Here is a 16,164-nt window from a genome sequence, read left to right as displayed (position 1 = left end):
GTGGAATTGGCCTGACTTGAGATCAGATAAAAAGAGAATTGAGCAATGACGACTAACAAAGCATTCGTACCAGAACTTCTGTCACCAGCGGGCAGCCTTAAAAACATGCGTTACGCATTCGCCTACGGCGCTGATGCGGTATACGCAGGTCAACCACGTTACAGCCTTCGCGTACGTAACAACGAGTTTAACCACGAGAACCTACAAATTGGTATCAACGAAGCACATGCTCTAGGCAAGAAGCTTTACGTGGTGTGCAACATCCAACCGCACAACTCGAAACTAAAAACCTTCATTCGCGACCTAAAACCTGTGGTTGAAATGGGCCCTGACGCTCTAATCATGTCAGATCCTGGTCTAATCATGATGGTGCGTGAAGCATTCCCTGATATGGCGATCCATCTATCGGTTCAAGCGAACGCGGTAAACTGGGCGACGGTTAAATTCTGGGCGGCTTACGGCGTTGAGCGCGTTATCGTTTCTCGCGAGCTTTCTCTAGAAGAAATTGAAGAGATCCGTGAACACTGTCCTGAAACTGAACTTGAAGTGTTCGTTCACGGCGCTCTATGCATGGCCTACTCTGGTCGTTGTCTGCTATCTGGTTACATCAACAAACGTGACCCTAACCAAGGCACTTGCACTAATGCATGCCGTTGGGAATATAAGGTAGAAGAAGCAAAAGAAAATGACGCTGGCCAGATCGTTGAAAAATTCGATCCTGCGGCTGCGCAAGCAATTGAAGTGGCTGATGAGCGTCCAGAGACGACTATCGGTCGCGGTAAGCCTATCGATGATGTGGTGCTACTTTCAGAAAGCCACCGTCCTGAAGAAAAGATGGCGGCGTTCGAAGATGAGCACGGCACTTACATCATGAACTCAAAAGATCTGCGTGCGATTCAACACGTAGAACGTTTGACGCAAATGGGTGTGCACTCACTGAAAATCGAAGGCCGTACTAAATCGTTCTACTACTGTGCTCGTACTGCACAAGTTTACCGTAAAGCGATCGATGATGCAGTGGCGGGTAAACCATTCGATGAGAGCCTAATGAGCACACTAGAAAGCCTAGCTCACCGTGGCTATACCGAAGGTTTCCTACGTCGTCATACTCATGATAGCTACCAGAACTATGACTACGGTTACTCTGTATCAGACGCACAACAGTTTGTTGGTGAATTCACTGGTAAACGTCGTGGTGATCTGGCGGAAGTTGAAGTTAAGAACAAATTTATTGTTGGCGACAGCTTAGAACTGATGACACCAAAAGGTAATGTAAACTTCACGCTTGAAGCGATGGAAAACCGTAAGTCAGAAGTGATTGATGATGCGAAAGGTAATGGCCACTTTGTCTTTATCCCAGTGCCACAAGATATGGATTTAGAGTACGGCCTACTAATGCGTAACCTAAACGATGGTCAAGATACTCGTAACCCAACGGGTAAGTAACCACTACTTGGTAAGAATACATGGCACTGCTAATTACCGATAAATGCATCAACTGTGATATGTGTGACCCTGAATGCCCAAATGGCGCAATCAGCATGGGTGATTCAATCTTTGAGATTGACCCGAGCCTATGTACTGAGTGTAAAGGTCACTACGATAAACCGACTTGCCAGTCTGTTTGTCCTATAACAAAGTGCATTATCACCGATCCAAACCACATTGAGAGTGATGACGAACTGCTAGAAAAGTTCGTTATTATCCAAGGTATGGCGTAAGTAACCACTTACGTTATTGGACAAGCTATATAGTAAAAAGGCTCATCATTGATGAGCCTTTTTCATTGTCGTAGAACCATAACGCCGCCATTAACCTGATTTGATGATGGGGAAGATATTACAATACAACTCCTTCTCATAATTAAATTCAAGTTGGTCACGCCAGTTTACCGATTTGCCAATAGGAATAAGGAAAAAGGTTTCTCGCAATGTATCGGTAACAAATGCTAATCCATGCGGCATTAACTCATAATGCACATCATGCACGAAATTAGGGTCCAGCCTTTGCCGACCAGTAAGGTGATTCACTTCTTCACGTGAAATGGTTACTGAATCTGTAGCACTGCCAAATCTTAGCTTTAGCCACTCGGCAAAATCTTTTGCACATACCATGGTCATGGGAGTGTCCTTGCTTTTGTTTCAATAGAAAGTAAGCCGGCTTCCTATTTATAATTTAAATGTGTTTTAACCAACTTTTCATAATTATTCTCACTGCCGGAACGCGCAGCAAGCGCATCAAGATACATATCAAAAGATATGTCCATTTAAATCTAGGCGAGGATAGCAAGTTAATCCACTTTTTGAATGTCAAAACTATCAGTAGCAGAATTAAATACTAATCACTAAACGCTCTGACTAGTTGAGGTTACGTACGATCTGCTGGCACTGCTGTGGCAGTACTTTTTTGGCCTTTGGCGTGCTTTTGACCACCTTGGGTTTCACTTGTTCTGACGGTTTTTGTGCAGGACGTAAGCTCTTAACATTGTGCTTGGGATGCCAACTTGCCACCTCTTTGCCACAACCATCCCCTGGAGGTGGCGGCGCTTGATTGACACAACTTGCATCGTCGAGCGGGCAATTCAGTCGTACATGCATATGATAATTGTGCCCCCACCAAGGGCGCACTTTACGCAGCCAATCACGGTCTCCCCCTTCACTACGACACAGTTTTTCTTTGATCACTGGATGAACGAAAATTCGCGCAACTTGTTGATCTTGCGCCGTCATTTTAACGAGTTGGAAATGGCGTCTATCCCAATTTTTATTGCTCAACTTATATGCCGACATATCAACCAAACTTTGCGGCTTCGGTAATCTGAGCGAGTTAAGTGACAATTTGGTATCAGCCAGTCGAAACCAAATATCAATATCGAGTCCGGTCTGATGGCTTGAGTGGCCCGAAGAGAAGCGTCCACCTTGCGGCAGCGACATATCACCAATAAGAAGATGGGTACGGAGATCGTTGCTCGCTTTTTTACCCAGTTCAGTAACAAAAGCGATAGTGTCTGGATGGGCGTAGTAACGCTTATTTTGGCTACGTAGAACTTGATAACCTTGGCCGTTGAGAGGCAACGGCTCGGCCCCTAGCAGACAACCATTAGCATAACCACCAATCGACTCTGAAGAGGATCGATTAGGCTCAGAAAGAGATTCCCACGGAGAAGCGTGGGCTAAAGACAAGAGTGAAAGCGACACTGTACTGATTGTCCATACTCGCCATATCGCTTTCATCGAATCCTTCCTTAGTATTACAACCGAAGCGGTAAATGTTTAGTAGTGCTGCGCGTTGTCGTAGTAACCACTCGCGTTCAATGCGGTAAAAATAACCGCCACATTGATGTCTTCACCAGTAATACCACGCACCTGATCAGTAATGATTTTTGCTACGGCATCCTGCGTCTCTTGGCCACGGTCAAACCACAGCACTTCCACAAATGGGTAAGCAGGGTTCACTTCACCCTCATGATAAAAAGTAGTGTAAATGTACTCAAAGGTGAAGTCTTCACGAGGGCAGTTCATATGTGGCTGCAACTCATCAATTAGAGACTTTGACAAAGTTTGCACAGTTTGTGGCTCGACTGCACGAAAACGTAAATGAGGCATCTTTTGTTTCCTAGTTATGGTTTTTATTTATGATACTCGTTTGTTGCGCAAAGGGCACATATAAACTCCTATTAGGATCGCAGAGCAATAAAAAAGCCGCTGATAACAGCGGCTTTTTCGATTCCAGAAGGAAAATATAACGAGAGTTACGGCATTTGGTCGAACTCTGCGCCTTCTTTTTCAACTTGTGGAGGCATAAGGTGTTCTTTGGTGATACCCAGTTTCCATGCCAGTGCCGAAGCAACATAGATCGATGAGTATGTACCGACAGTGATACCCAATAGCAGTGCCGTAGCAAAGCCATGGATCATCGCGCCACCTTGAGCAAACAAAGCAATCACTACAAACAGTGTGGTACCGGAAGTAATTAAGGTACGGCTTAATGTTTGGGTAATTGAGCTGTTGATGATTTCTGTTGGGCCACCTTTGCGCATACGACGGAAGTTTTCACGAATCCGGTCAAATACAACAATGGTATCGTTGAGTGAGTAACCCACTACCGTTAGCAATGCCGCAACAATGGTCAAATCCACTTCAATTTGCATGAAGGAGAAAATACCCAAAGTAATGATGATATCGTGCGCCAGTGCTAATACCGCACCCGCCGCAAGACGCCATTCAAAACGCATTGAAACATAAGCCAAGATACACAGTAGCGAAACCAAGATAGCCAAGCCACCCGCTTCGGTCAGTTCATCGCCCACGTTAGGGCCAACAAACTCGATACGGCGCATCTCAACCGCTTCACCAGTACCGTCTTTGATTGCAGCGATGATCTGGTTGCCTAGCGTTTCACCTGAGATATCCTCACGCGGGCTAAGACGTACCATCACTTCACGTGCGCTACCAAAGTTCTGTACGATTGCATCGCCAAAGCCTTTTTCATCGAGCGCAGCACGAATGCTTTCGAGATGAGCAGGTTGTTCAAAACCCACTTCAATCAGCGTACCACCGGTAAAATCAAGGCCCCAGTTCAACGACTTGGTTGATAGAGTGAAGATTGACGCACCAATCATCAAAAGCGAGAACACAAAAGCAAACTTTGACCAACGTAAAAAGTCGATCGTATTTTCTGCTTTAAGAATCTGAAACATAATAATTCCTAGCCTTAGATCGACAATTTATCGACGCGCTTACCACCATACAATAGGTTAACCACACAACGTGTGCCTATGATGGCTGTAAACATTGAAGTCAAGATACCGATAGATAACGTTACCGCAAAACCTTTCACCGCACCGGTACCAACGGCAAACAAAATGATTGCTGTCATTAGGGTGGTGATGTTGGCATCCGCGATGGTGCTAAATGCGTTCGCGTAACCTTGGTGAATCGCTTGTTGTGGCGAGCGGCCATCACGCAGCTCTTCACGGATACGTTCGAAGATCAGTACGTTGGCATCGACTGCCATACCAACTGTTAGAACGATACCTGCAATACCCGGTAAGGTCATCGTTGCGCCTGGGATCATTGACATAATACCAATGATAAGTACCAAGTTTGCCATCAGCGCCATATTCGCGATCATGCCAAATTTACGGTAGTAAAGCAGTGTGAATAGCATTACTGCCACCATACCCCAAATACACGCTTGAATACCCATATCGATGTTCTGCTGACCCATTGATGGACCAATGGTACGTTCTTCAACAATTGAAATCGGTGCAATCAACGCGCCTGCACGAAGTAACAATGCAAGGTTTTGCGCTTCAGCGGCAGAGTCAATACCTGTGATGCGGAAGTTACGACCCAGCGCCGATTGAATCGTTGCTTGGTTAATCACTTCTTCATGCTTAGATAAAATAACTTTGCCTTCAGGAGTCTTACGGCCACTGTCTTTGTATTCTGTGAATACTGTTGCCATAAGTTTACCGATGTTCTTTTTCGAGAACGCCGCCATTTTGTTACCACCTTCGCTATCAAGCGTGATGTTAACTTGTGGACGACCGTATTCATCAACGCTTGAACTTGCATCCGTGATGCTTGCACCGCTAAGAATAATACGTTTCTCTAGAACCACAGGGCGACCATCTGGATCGTACTTGATTTCGCTGCCCGCAGGGGCGCGACCACTTGCTGCAGCAGCAAGATCGGCTTTCGAATCCACTTCACGGAACTCAAGCGTTGCCGTTGCACCCAAAATTTCTTTCGCGCGCGCGGTATCTTGAACACCAGGAAGTTCCACTACGATACGGCTAGCACCTTGACGCTGAACCAATGGTTCGGCAACGCCCAGTTCGTTCACACGGTTACGTAGAATGGTGATGTTTTGCTCAACGGCGTAGTTACGGATCTCTTGTAAACGTTGCTCAGTAAAAGTAGCAATCAAAGCGTAACGGCCATTACCTTCAGACTCAGTAAATACCATGTCTGGGTGGTTCTTTTCTAAAACGCGTTTCGCATCTGCAAGCTGCTCTTCATCGCGCAGCAATACTTCAACCGCATCTTTGCCTGAGGTACGAATCGCGCGGTAACGGATTTTCTCTTCACGCAGTTCACTGCGGAAGCCTTCTTCCTGTTGACCGATCAATTTGTCCATTGCTGCATCCATGTCTACTTCCATTAAGAAGTGAACACCACCACGCAAGTCGAGACCCAATTTCATTGGAGAAGCACCAATCGCTTCTAACCAACTCGGGGTCGCCGGAGCAAGGTTAAGTGCAACAATTTTATCTTTACCGAGGCTTTCACTGATCACGTCACGAGCACTGATTTGTGTATCAGTGTCATTGAAACGAACAAGAATCGAACCATTCTCTAGAGCAATGGATTTAAAGGAGAGGCTCTGTTTATCCAGAGCTTGGGTGACAGAATCCAGCGTTGCCATATCTACAGAGGCGCCGCGCGCCCCTGTAACTTGAATTGCCGGATCTTCACCGTAGATATTAGGAAGTGCATACAATGCTGCGATAGCGATGGTAAACATCACCAACAAGTACTTCCATAACGGATAACGGTTTAGCACAGCGAGGATCCTTTAGCTGTCTATAGAGATTTCAGTGTACCCTTTGGTAGCACTGCTGATACGAAGTCTTTCTTGATAACAACTTCGTTGTTCGCATTAAGCTCGATTGTGATGAAATCGTTGTCTTCAGCGATTTTAGTGATTTTACCCACTAGGCCACCGCTAGTTAGAACTTCATCACCTTTGCCCATGGAAGACATTAGGTTTTTGTGCTCTTTAACACGCTTAGATTGTGGGCGGTAGATCATGAAGTAAAAGATCACCGCGAACATCGCAAGCATGATAATCATTTCAAAACCGCCACCTGCTGGTGCGCCTTCAGCTGCTGCATGAGCTTGAGAAATAAACATGAAAAAATCCTCTATTATTTTTTTTGATTATCCAACAAATTGGGCTAAGGCCTTATATATTCAAGCGTGCGAGTCAGTAATAGAGATCGTACTCTCAAAAATAACGTGCTTTTGCTCATTTGTTAGGCTGACACACCATTTGAGTCTGGATATGTCGGCCATTAATAAAAGCCTCAGGATTATATCCTAAGGCTTGTATTGATTACTGTTTGCCAATCGGCGGCACTTCACGATTGCGACGAGCGTAAAACTCTTCAACAAATTGGTCGAAGCGATCTTCGTCAATCGCAGTGCGAATGCTTTCCATCAAACGCTGGTAGTAGCGTAAGTTGTGGATCGTATTCAGACGCGCACCCAGAATTTCATTACAACGATCTAAGTGGTGTAAGTACGCCTTAGAGTAGTTCTTACAAGTGTAACAGTCACATTGTGGATCTAATGGTGTTGTATCTGTTTTATGTGTCGCATTACGGATCTTGATCACACCGCCAGTCACAAATAGGTGACCGTTACGAGCGTTACGCGTTGGCATTACACAGTCGAACATGTCGATACCACGACGTACACCTTCTACTAAATCTTCCGGTTTGCCAACACCCATTAAGTAACGAGGTTTGTCTTCAGGAAGTTGCGGACACGTGTGCTCAAGGATACGGTGCATATCTTCTTTTGGTTCGCCTACTGCTAGACCACCCACGGCATAGCCGTCGTAACCAATTTCCGTTAGACCTTTAACTGACACATCACGTAGGTCTTCGTACACACCACCTTGAACAATACCAAATAGGCTGTTCGGGTTCTCTAGCTTGTCGAAGTGATCGCGTGAGCGCTGTGCCCAACGTAGCGACATTTCCATCGATTTTTTCGCTTCATCGTGTGTCGCAGGGTATGGCGTACACTCGTCAAAGATCATCACGATGTCTGAACCTAAATCTTTTTGAATTTCCATCGACTTTTCAGCGTCCATGAAAATCTTGTCACCGTTTACCGGGCTACGGAAGTGCACACCCTCTTCAGTGATTTTACGCATCTTGCCTAGACTGAATACTTGGAAACCGCCTGAATCGGTCAAGATAGGACCTTGCCAGTTCATAAAATCGTGCAAGTCACCGTGCATTTTCATCACTTCTTGACCAGGGCGTAGCCATAGGTGGAAAGTGTTGCCTAGCAGGATTTCTGCGCCGGTCTCTTTTACTTCTTCTGGCGTCATACCTTTAACCGTACCGTAGGTACCAACAGGCATGAATGCAGGGGTTTGAACTGTACCGCGCTCGAAGGTCAATTGACCACGACGCGCCACGCCATCTTTCTTCTTAAGATCAAATTTTAATTTCACGAAGCCTCCAATGTCAGAGAAACAGTCTGACAAGATTTTCGGGGTAGTCCCCATTAAGGGAGCGGTCGCTTTCCATGCGAGATGCAATCCAGCCTTCTGGTCTGCTTCCTAGCATACTGCTAGCACTCGTAAATTGTTTTCAGCCCATCGCTGAAGATAAGAGATTCCTACTCGTTCGTCATTCACTCTAGGGGATGACAGATTGAGTGTTCGAAACAAACATTTTTCATTCCTGAATCGAGACACGAGAGATCAGGAATCTCTTAACGTAATTTATGCCGTTTTTTTCTCGATAAACATCGAATCACCATAGCTAAAGAAACGATAGTGATTGTCTACCGCATGCTGATAAGCATTCATGGTATTTTCGTAACCGGCAAACGCACTCACCAACATAATCAAGGTTGACTCTGGCAAGTGGAAGTTGGTGATCAAGCAATCCACCAATTGATATTCATAACCAGGGAAGATGAAGATTTCAGTATCACCAAAGAATGGCACCAACTCTGTGCCGTTTTTCAATGCATCTTGCGCTGCACTTTCTAAAGAACGAACCGAGGTTGTACCGACAGCGATCACTCGACCACCGCGCGCTTTAGTCGCGTTAATCGCATCCACTACTTCTTGGGTTACTTCAACATACTCGGCATGCATATGGTGATCGTGGATGTTATCCACTTTGACTGGCTGGAATGTACCCGCACCAACATGCAAAGTGACGTAAGCAAGATCCGCCCCTTTAGCTTTGATTTTTTCTAGCAACACTTCATCGAAGTGCAAACCTGCCGTTGGCGCAGCCACCGCACCCGGTTTTTGGTTGTAAACCGTTTGGTAGCGCTCTTTATCCGCATCTTCATCAGGGCGATCGATATAAGGCGGCAAAGGCATGTGGCCAATTTGCTCAAGAATTTCTAACACCGTTTGGTCTGAATTGAATTTCAGTTCAAACAAGGCATCGTGTCGTGCCACCATTTCAGCAGAAAACTCATCGTTTTCACCTAATAGAATCACCGTTCCTGGCTTCGGTGATTTTGAGCAGCGAACATGAGCAAGGATGCTTTTGGTGTCGATCATACGCTCAACCAACACTTCCAATTTACCGCCTGACGCTTTACGGCCAAACATACGCGCAGGGATCACTCGGGTATTGTTGAATACCACAAGATCGCCAGCTTCAATATGGCCTAGCACATCGGTAAAGATACCATCGACGAGTTCGCCACTATTGCCATTTAATTGCAGCAAACGGCTCGAAGTACGTTCCGGTTGAGGGTAACGGGCAATCAGTTCATCAGGAAGGTCAAAATGGAAATCAGATACTTGCATGTGCTTTGTCTTAATCGGTTGAACAAGGAGATGTTGCGAAGGTTTTTTCGCAGCCGACTAGTATATGCGGAGAAGGTTTAATAGCAAGGAGAGATGTTGCAATCTCATCACCTGAGTAAAGATTTATGGACAGTACCACACTCACTCTAAGTGATTAATTTATAGAATAGATGGCGTTCCACCTATGGATGTAACAAAATGTTTCTCAAATCATAAAAGTAACGATGAGAACAACATTAAATACTTGCAGTCAAAGATTTAAACAGGTGGTAAAAATGACATTAAAGCAGCAACTCACATATGGATTTGGAAGCATTATTCTTTTGCTTTTGATTACTTCTTCACTTTCACTTTATCGCTTTAGTGAGACAAGCCAAGGCTTTAGCACTTACCGAAATTTGGCGCTAGCCAGTGTAAATAGCGGCCGCATACAAGCCAACTTACTGGAAGCCCGCCTTGCCGTCGACAACTACATCAAAGAGCAAGACAACAACAGCTTAAAGCAATTCCAGCAACGCGTGCAATCAACGCTGAACTTAATCGACCAAACCACACATCTGAAACTGAAAGACGCCCATATGGGTGAATTCAACGCGATTAAATCTCAGATGCATCAGTATCAAAATGAATTTGATCGCGTTGTCACCTTGATTAAGCAACGCAACCGCTTAGTCAATGAAACGCTTGATCCCAACGGCCTAGCGATGCGCCATCAATTAAAACAAATGGTCGAAACGGCCCATCAGAATGGTGATGATACCCTCGCCCGCTACGCAAATGAACTGCAAGAAAGCGTGTTGATGGCACGTCTTTATGCCGCAAAATTTCTGGTCAATAACAGCGCACAAGATGCCGACTTAGCTAAACAGCAATTTACCATTATTGAAAATCGTCAACGCGTACTGCAAGGCTACCTAAACACTTCACAACAGCAAGCGCAATTCAAGCAATACCAACAAGCGTTTAAGGCTTACACCAGCGCTTTTGCCAACATCGTCACCACTATTAACCAACGCAACCAAATCGTTAGCAATCAGCTCAATACCATTGGCGCGCAATCAGCTCAGTCAGTAGAGAACATCAAACTGGCTACTAAAAAAGAGCAAGATAATGTCGGCCCCAATATGGTCGCATCACTTGCCAGCGCCGAAACCATTACCCTTTGGTTAGCAGCGCTTTCGACCTTAATCGCACTCACCGTCGCCTATTTTATCTACCGTAATATCAACCGTGTGGTTGGCGGTGAACCAACAGAAATTGGTCAATTGGTGCTGGACGTTTCTAAAGGCGATCTCTCTAGTCACATCACAACCACGGGCAAAGAGAGCGGTATTTACGCCAATATTCTTGAAATGCGCGCCGAGCTGCGCCGCATCATCGATGGTTTCCATACTATTTCCGACAGTGTTTCTTCCGCTTCCGTTGAGCTTGCCGCGGTAATGACACAAACGGAAGTGAATGCACAGCAAGAGCTTAGCCAAGTAGAGCAAATTGCCACTGCGATCAACGAACTCTCCAGTACCTCAGCAGAAGTTAGCCACAATGCAGCGTCCGCGGAACACGCCGCTTCTGGTGCCACAGACAACGTACAGAGCGGACAAGCAGCATTACGTTCGTCCGATGAAGTATCGCGCAAAGTCGAGCATTCAATTGAAGAGACGACAACGATCGTTAACCAGCTACGTGATTATTCGATTGAAATCGGCACTGTGGTCGAAGTGATTAATACGATTTCTGAGCAAACCAACCTACTGGCACTTAATGCCGCGATTGAAGCCGCTCGCGCCGGTGAGCAAGGGCGAGGTTTTGCGGTTGTAGCTGATGAAGTGCGCTCATTGGCTGCGAAAACACAACAATCGACAGTCGATATACAAGAGATCATCTCACGCTTACAAACTCAGGCTGAACAAGCCAATAAGTTTATGGGCACCAACATGGCACTGGTTGAAGATTCACGTGCAATCAGCCTTCAGTTGGGGGATTCATTCGTTGCGATTGCCGAATCAGTGACCCAAATTTCAGATATGAACACTCATGTTGCCACCGCATCCGAAGAACAATCGAGCGTGACACAAGATATCTCACAAAATGTCAGCATGACTTTTGAGATCGTCAATCAAAACGTGTCTGGCGTGCAAGAGAGTCAAAAAGCCAGTGAAGAACTGTCACGCCTTGCCGCACAACAAAAAGATCTATTGGGATTCTTTAAACTGTAACGCGCCACTCTTGCTATTCTCATTCAACACCCATCTTCTGATGGGTGTTTTGAGTTTGCACTTATTGATCACACCTACCATTGAGTGACAAAGATTCACCTCACCACTATTCACTTTTGGCTGTACAAATTTCCTTACTATTAATCTGGATATTTTACTGTGAAAGCCGCGCCCGCTCCCAAAAAAATCCGCCATTTATTCCTATAGTAACAATAGGAATAATTACCTTAGGGTAATCATCTGCGTAAATCTTTAAGGAGGCCACTATGATAAAAGTCGAAGAGATGATGACTCGTAGCCCACACACCTTGTTACGCTCTCATCAGTTGGTGGATGCAAAACACATCATGGAAGCGTTGGATATTCGTCATGTCCCTGTGGTGGATGCTGATCGTCGTTTACTTGGCATTATTTCTCAGCGCGACTTACTCGCAGCACAAGAATCAAGCTTGCAAGAGATCCCTGAAAATCAATCCTTCACGTTAAGCACCCCTTTGTATGAAGTAATGCGTACTAACGTTATGACCGTCACACCGAAAGCCGGTCTAAAAGAAACGGCCATCTACATGCAAAAGCATAAAGTCGGCTGTTTACCGGTGATAGAAAAAGGTCAGTTGGTCGGCATTATTACCGACAGTGATTTTGTTGGCATTGCGATCAATTTATTGGAATTGCAAGAAGAGGCAGAACCAGAAGAGGTCGACGAATAGCGAATAGCCTCGCGGGCAAAAAAAGAGCGGCCCGCGCCGCTCAAAGAACATCAAAAATTTATGCCTAAGTTGTAGCTTCAGTTGTTAATAGGGGGTGTTCTGCAAGGAACATTGAACCATTCCAATAGCCTTCCAAAGAAGGCTAGATGGAGCAGTATGGCTGTTAACGTTGCTGTGCCTTAAGCCATTATCTGGAGGATGACTTAAGGCAAAAGCTTTAAGGTTATGCAGCTTAAAACTGATCTTCTTCCGTTGACCCGGTTAAGGCCGTCACTGATGAGTTACCACCTTGAATGGTGTTGGTCATCTTATCAAAGTAGCCTGTGCCCACCTCTTGTTGGTGTGCCACAAAGGTGTACCCCTTGTCTGCCGCTTCGAATTCTGGGCGCTGTACCTTTTCAACATAGTGGCGCATACCTTCACCTTGAGCGTAAGCGTGTGCCAGTTCAAACATGTTGAACCACATATTGTGAATACCTGCCAGCGTAATAAATTGATATTTGTAACCCATGTCAGACAACGCTTGTTGGAACTTAGCAATGGTTTCTGAATCGAGGTTTTTCTCCCAGTTAAACGATGGCGAACAATTGTAGGCCAAGAGTTGGTCTGGGTACTCAGCATGAATCGCTTCGGCAAATTTACGCGCTTCTTCAAGGCACGGTTTTGCGGTTTCACACCAAATCAGATCCGCGTAAGGGGCGTAAGCTAAACCACGCGAAATGGCTTGGTCGATCCCCGCACGCACACGGTAGAAACCTTCTGCGGTGCGGTCGCCTTCAATAAAGTCTTTATCGTACGGATCACAATCTGAAGTCAGCAAATCTGCCGCATTGGCATCAGTGCGCGCAATCACTAGTGTGGTTGTTCCCGCCACATCAGCAGCCAAACGAGCCGCCACTAACTTCTGCACAGCTTCTTGGGTTGGCACGAGTACTTTCCCGCCCATGTGACCACATTTTTTCACCGATGCTAACTGGTCTTCGAAGTGCACCCCAGCAGCGCCCGCTTCAATCATTGACTTCATCAACTCATACGCATTCAACACACCACCAAAGCCTGCTTCTGCATCGGCAACAATTGGCAGGAAGTAATCTAAACCACCCTCATCCTGTGGGCTTTTACCATTGGTCCACTGAATTTGGTCTGCTCGGCGGAACGAGTTATTAATTCGCTTCACAACCGATGGCACCGAGTCTACTGGATAGAGTGACTGATCAGGATACATGGTCGAAGCCGTATTGTTATCCGCCGCCACTTGCCAACCTGAAAGGTAGATCGCTTCAATACCTGCTTTGGCTTGCTGAACAGCTTGCCCCCCCGTCAGAGCGCCTAAACAATTCACATAGCCTTTTTTGGCATCACCATTAACCAATGACCACAGTTTGTCTGCACCGCGTTGAGCGATGGTATTGGCTGGCACGATAGAGCCACGTAGATTAACAACCTCTTCTGCAGAGTAAGGACGCTTCACTTGTTTCCAGCGTGGATTACTTGCCCAATCTTGTTCAAGCGCTTCGATTTGTTGCTGTCGAGTTAATGTCATGTTCTATCCCTCATTTAGTGCGCGGTGCGCTATTATCTTTGCCGGCAGTACATCCTGCTCCGCCAGTATTCCTTCACGTTATTGAATTGTTTCTACTACTAAAATTCTTTATTACTTTTCATCGTTATTTGGCGCCGCCTTCGCTTAACGCCGTAACAAATTAGTCAAGATAGTCATAACCGGGAATGGTTAAGAAATTGGTTAATTCATCACTGGTGGTGAGCTTAGCCATCAATTGCGCCGCTTCAGTAAAGCGCCCCGCTTGATAACGCGCTTCGCCCACTTCTTGTTTCACCACTTCGATTTCTTCATTGAGGTACTGCTCAAACAGTGCGTTAGTGACAACCTTTCCGTTGTCGAGCTCTTTACCATGTTGGATCCACTGCCAAATTGAAGCACGCGAGATTTCGGCAGTCGCGGCATCTTCCATTAGGCCGTATATCGGTACACAACCATTGCCCGAGATCCACGCTTCGATGTATTGCAGTGCCACACGGATGTTGTGACGCATCCCTTGCTCTGTTCGCTCGCCATCACACGGGGCAAGTAACTGCTCAGCCGTAATCGGAGCATCGTCACTGCGACTCACGTCCAATTGGTTGTGACGCTCTCCCAATACCTTGCTAAATACGTCCATAGCCGTATCGGCAAGACCTGGATGAGCCACCCACGTCCCATCATGGCCATTGTTGGCTTCCAGCGATTTATCGTTATGAATTTTGTCGAGCACTTGCTGATTCTCTACCGGATCTTTTGCCGGAATGAAGGCAGCCATCCCCCCCATCGCAAACGCACCGCGTTTATGACAAGTACGAACCAGAAGGCGTGAATAAGCGTTGAGAAATGGCTTGTCCATTGTCACAACCTGTCGATCGGGTAACACGCGGTCGGGGTGATTTTTCAATGTTTTAATGTAGCTAAAGATATAGTCCCAGCGACCACAGTTAAGGCCGACGATATGCTCTTTGAGAGAAAACAGAATCTCATCCATCTCAAATACGGCAGGTAAGGTTTCGATTAATACCGTCGCTTTAATCGTGCCGGTGTGAAGGCCAAAATACGCTTCGGTGAAATGAAACACATCACTCCACCACTTCGCTTCATGGTGCGATTGCAGCTTTGGTAGATAGAAGTAAGGACCACTGCCTTTTTTCAATAAGGTCTGATAGTTGTTGTAGAAGTAGAGAGCAAAATCAAACAAGGCTCCCGGAATAATTTTGTCATTAAAAGTCACGTGCTTTTCTTTGAGGTGTAAGCCTCGCACGCGGCAAATCAACACTGCAGGATCGGGGTTTAAATCATACTGCTTGCCGTTACTTTGATTGGTGTAACTAATGTCACCTAAGTTGGCATCACGCAGATTCACTTGACCATCCAATACCTTGCTCCACGCTGGCGACATTGAATCTTCAAAGTCCGCCATAAACACCTTCACATTGGCATTAAGGGCGTTAATCACCATTTTTCGATCCGTTGGACCCGTGATTTCAACCCGACGATCTTGCAAGTCAGCCGGGATACCGAGGATCTTCCAGCTTCCCTCGCGAATATCTTGCGTCTCGGATAAGAAATCCGGTAGTTCACCACTATCGATCCGCGCTTGTTGCTGCTCTCTGGCAGAAAGTAAGTGGTCAATTCGACCAGCAAACTGATGACACAGCAAAGCAAGAAAGGTTTGTGCTTCTTGAGGATAGATCGCTTGATGCTGCGAATTAACCTCACCCGTTGTGGAGAGTAATGATAAAAACTCTTGGGCTTCCAATACGGATTTTGTCTGTTCAGGCGTTTGAGCAAGCATGATTTCTTCCTTTAAATCTTGAGAGTAAGGTTTATAACCCAACTTTCATTTGTAATTATCAGACTACATTTTTTATTCATCACTTCCGATGTCGACAATGCCTTTATCGTGCTGTTCGAAATTACTTTCCACTAATTTTTGCTCGATAACAATCTAGACATAGGTCTTACAAAACCTTTATTTAACTTACATCACCACTAGGGTAAGCAAAACCCCAAAAATGAAGTTTGAAGTTTTATTCGGTTGGCTTTAACTCATTGAATCATGACCAAAAGATGTATGTAGTTACGTAATTAATTTACAGTAAAAAAGACG

14 protein-coding genes are annotated in these 16,164 nt (G+C 45.7%); 4 read left to right on the top strand and 10 right to left on the bottom strand.

The window, feature by feature from the left end; genetic code table 11:
- Positions 1–45 precede the first annotated feature (45 nt).
- Together trhP and RH88_RS05955 are read left to right on the top strand one after the other, a co-directional pair.
- Positions 46–1,446 (top strand): prephenate-dependent tRNA uridine(34) hydroxylase TrhP, encoded by a 1,401-nt coding sequence (trhP, locus tag RH88_RS05960; protein WP_005594172.1) that lies wholly within the window; start codon positions 46–48, stop codon positions 1,444–1,446.
- Positions 1,447–1,466: 20 nt separating this feature from the next.
- On the top strand, positions 1,467–1,721 hold the full coding sequence (locus tag RH88_RS05955; protein ID WP_005594169.1) for a YfhL family 4Fe-4S dicluster ferredoxin: 255 nt from the start codon (positions 1,467–1,469) through the stop codon (positions 1,719–1,721).
- 90 nt (positions 1,722–1,811) lie between these two features.
- Here the strand turns inward: RH88_RS05955 and RH88_RS05950 are convergent, their stop codons facing one another.
- The 8 genes from RH88_RS05950 to queA form a co-directional block, all read right to left on the bottom strand.
- Positions 1,812–2,120 (bottom strand): hypothetical protein, encoded by a 309-nt coding sequence (locus RH88_RS05950; protein WP_005594168.1) that lies wholly within the window; start codon positions 2,118–2,120, stop codon positions 1,812–1,814.
- Between the two features lie 237 nt (positions 2,121–2,357).
- Complete coding sequence (mepA, locus tag RH88_RS05945; RefSeq protein ID WP_005594166.1) at positions 2,358–3,233, bottom strand: penicillin-insensitive murein endopeptidase; 876 nt, start codon at positions 3,231–3,233, stop codon at positions 2,358–2,360.
- Positions 3,234–3,272: 39 nt separating this feature from the next.
- A complete protein-coding gene (locus RH88_RS05940) occupies positions 3,273–3,605 on the bottom strand; it encodes a DUF1904 domain-containing protein (protein ID WP_005594165.1) in 333 nt (110 codons plus the stop codon).
- 146 nt (positions 3,606–3,751) lie between these two features.
- Positions 3,752–4,699, bottom strand: a complete 948-nt coding sequence (secF, locus tag RH88_RS05935) for a protein translocase subunit SecF (RefSeq protein ID WP_005594164.1) — start codon at positions 4,697–4,699, stop codon at positions 3,752–3,754.
- A 14-nt stretch (positions 4,700–4,713) separates the two neighbouring features.
- A complete protein-coding gene (secD, locus tag RH88_RS05930) occupies positions 4,714–6,570 on the bottom strand; it encodes a protein translocase subunit SecD (RefSeq protein ID WP_005594163.1) in 1,857 nt (618 codons plus the stop codon).
- A gap of 20 nt (positions 6,571–6,590) precedes the next feature.
- Positions 6,591–6,920, bottom strand: a complete 330-nt coding sequence (yajC, locus tag RH88_RS05925) for a preprotein translocase subunit YajC (protein ID WP_005594162.1) — start codon at positions 6,918–6,920, stop codon at positions 6,591–6,593.
- Between the two features lie 202 nt (positions 6,921–7,122).
- Positions 7,123–8,256, bottom strand: coding sequence for a tRNA guanosine(34) transglycosylase Tgt (tgt, locus tag RH88_RS05920; RefSeq protein ID WP_038219927.1), 1,134 nt, complete (start codon positions 8,254–8,256; stop codon positions 7,123–7,125).
- A 273-nt stretch (positions 8,257–8,529) separates the two neighbouring features.
- A complete protein-coding gene (queA, locus tag RH88_RS05915; protein WP_005594160.1) occupies positions 8,530–9,582 on the bottom strand; it encodes a tRNA preQ1(34) S-adenosylmethionine ribosyltransferase-isomerase QueA in 1,053 nt (350 codons plus the stop codon).
- A 275-nt stretch (positions 9,583–9,857) separates the two neighbouring features.
- Here queA and RH88_RS05910 point away from each other — a divergent pair, with 275 nt between their 5' ends.
- Both RH88_RS05910 and RH88_RS05900 read left to right on the top strand, forming a co-directional pair.
- A complete protein-coding gene (locus RH88_RS05910) occupies positions 9,858–11,798 on the top strand; it encodes a methyl-accepting chemotaxis protein (RefSeq protein ID WP_005594159.1) in 1,941 nt (646 codons plus the stop codon).
- Positions 11,799–12,064: 266 nt separating this feature from the next.
- Positions 12,065–12,508 carry a CBS domain-containing protein gene (locus tag RH88_RS05900; RefSeq protein ID WP_005594158.1) on the top strand — a complete coding sequence of 148 codons (444 nt, stop codon included), beginning with the start codon at positions 12,065–12,067 and terminating at the stop codon, positions 12,506–12,508.
- A 232-nt stretch (positions 12,509–12,740) separates the two neighbouring features.
- On the opposite strand, the gene aceA is transcribed toward RH88_RS05900, so the two are convergent.
- Together aceA and aceB are read right to left on the bottom strand one after the other, a co-directional pair.
- On the bottom strand, positions 12,741–14,051 hold the full coding sequence (gene aceA, locus RH88_RS05895; RefSeq protein WP_005594157.1) for an isocitrate lyase: 1,311 nt from the start codon (positions 14,049–14,051) through the stop codon (positions 12,741–12,743).
- A 160-nt stretch (positions 14,052–14,211) separates the two neighbouring features.
- Positions 14,212–15,849 (bottom strand): malate synthase A, encoded by a 1,638-nt coding sequence (gene aceB, locus RH88_RS05890; RefSeq protein ID WP_005594156.1) that lies wholly within the window; start codon positions 15,847–15,849, stop codon positions 14,212–14,214.
- Between the last annotated feature and the right edge of the window lie 315 nt (positions 15,850–16,164).

Origin of the sequence: Vibrio scophthalmi LMG 19158 (genome assembly GCF_000222585.1) — a bacterium.
GTDB lineage: Bacteria > Pseudomonadota > Gammaproteobacteria > Enterobacterales > Vibrionaceae > Vibrio > Vibrio scophthalmi.
Note: the sequence above shows the minus strand (reverse complement) of the source record. Positions and strands in the feature narration are given on the sequence as shown.

Coding starts and splice junctions, on each gene's coding strand:
- aceA (WP_005594157.1), bottom strand. CDS start 14,051: ATGACATTAACTCGACAGCAACAAATCGAAGCGCTTGAACAAGATTGG.
- RH88_RS05950 (WP_005594168.1), bottom strand. CDS start 2,120: ATGACCATGGTATGTGCAAAAGATTTTGCCGAGTGGCTAAAGCTAAGA.
- aceB (WP_005594156.1), bottom strand. CDS start 15,849: ATGCTTGCTCAAACGCCTGAACAGACAAAATCCGTATTGGAAGCCCAA.
- yajC (WP_005594162.1), bottom strand. CDS start 6,920: ATGTTTATTTCTCAAGCTCATGCAGCAGCTGAAGGCGCACCAGCAGGT.
- RH88_RS05940 (WP_005594165.1), bottom strand. CDS start 3,605: ATGCCTCATTTACGTTTTCGTGCAGTCGAGCCACAAACTGTGCAAACT.
- RH88_RS05910 (WP_005594159.1), top strand. CDS start 9,858: ATGACATTAAAGCAGCAACTCACATATGGATTTGGAAGCATTATTCTT.
- trhP (WP_005594172.1), top strand. CDS start 46: ATGACGACTAACAAAGCATTCGTACCAGAACTTCTGTCACCAGCGGGC.
- RH88_RS05900 (WP_005594158.1), top strand. CDS start 12,065: ATGATAAAAGTCGAAGAGATGATGACTCGTAGCCCACACACCTTGTTA.
- queA (WP_005594160.1), bottom strand. CDS start 9,582: ATGCAAGTATCTGATTTCCATTTTGACCTTCCTGATGAACTGATTGCC.
- RH88_RS05955 (WP_005594169.1), top strand. CDS start 1,467: ATGGCACTGCTAATTACCGATAAATGCATCAACTGTGATATGTGTGAC.
- mepA (WP_005594166.1), bottom strand. CDS start 3,233: ATGAAAGCGATATGGCGAGTATGGACAATCAGTACAGTGTCGCTTTCA.
- secF (WP_005594164.1), bottom strand. CDS start 4,699: ATGTTTCAGATTCTTAAAGCAGAAAATACGATCGACTTTTTACGTTGG.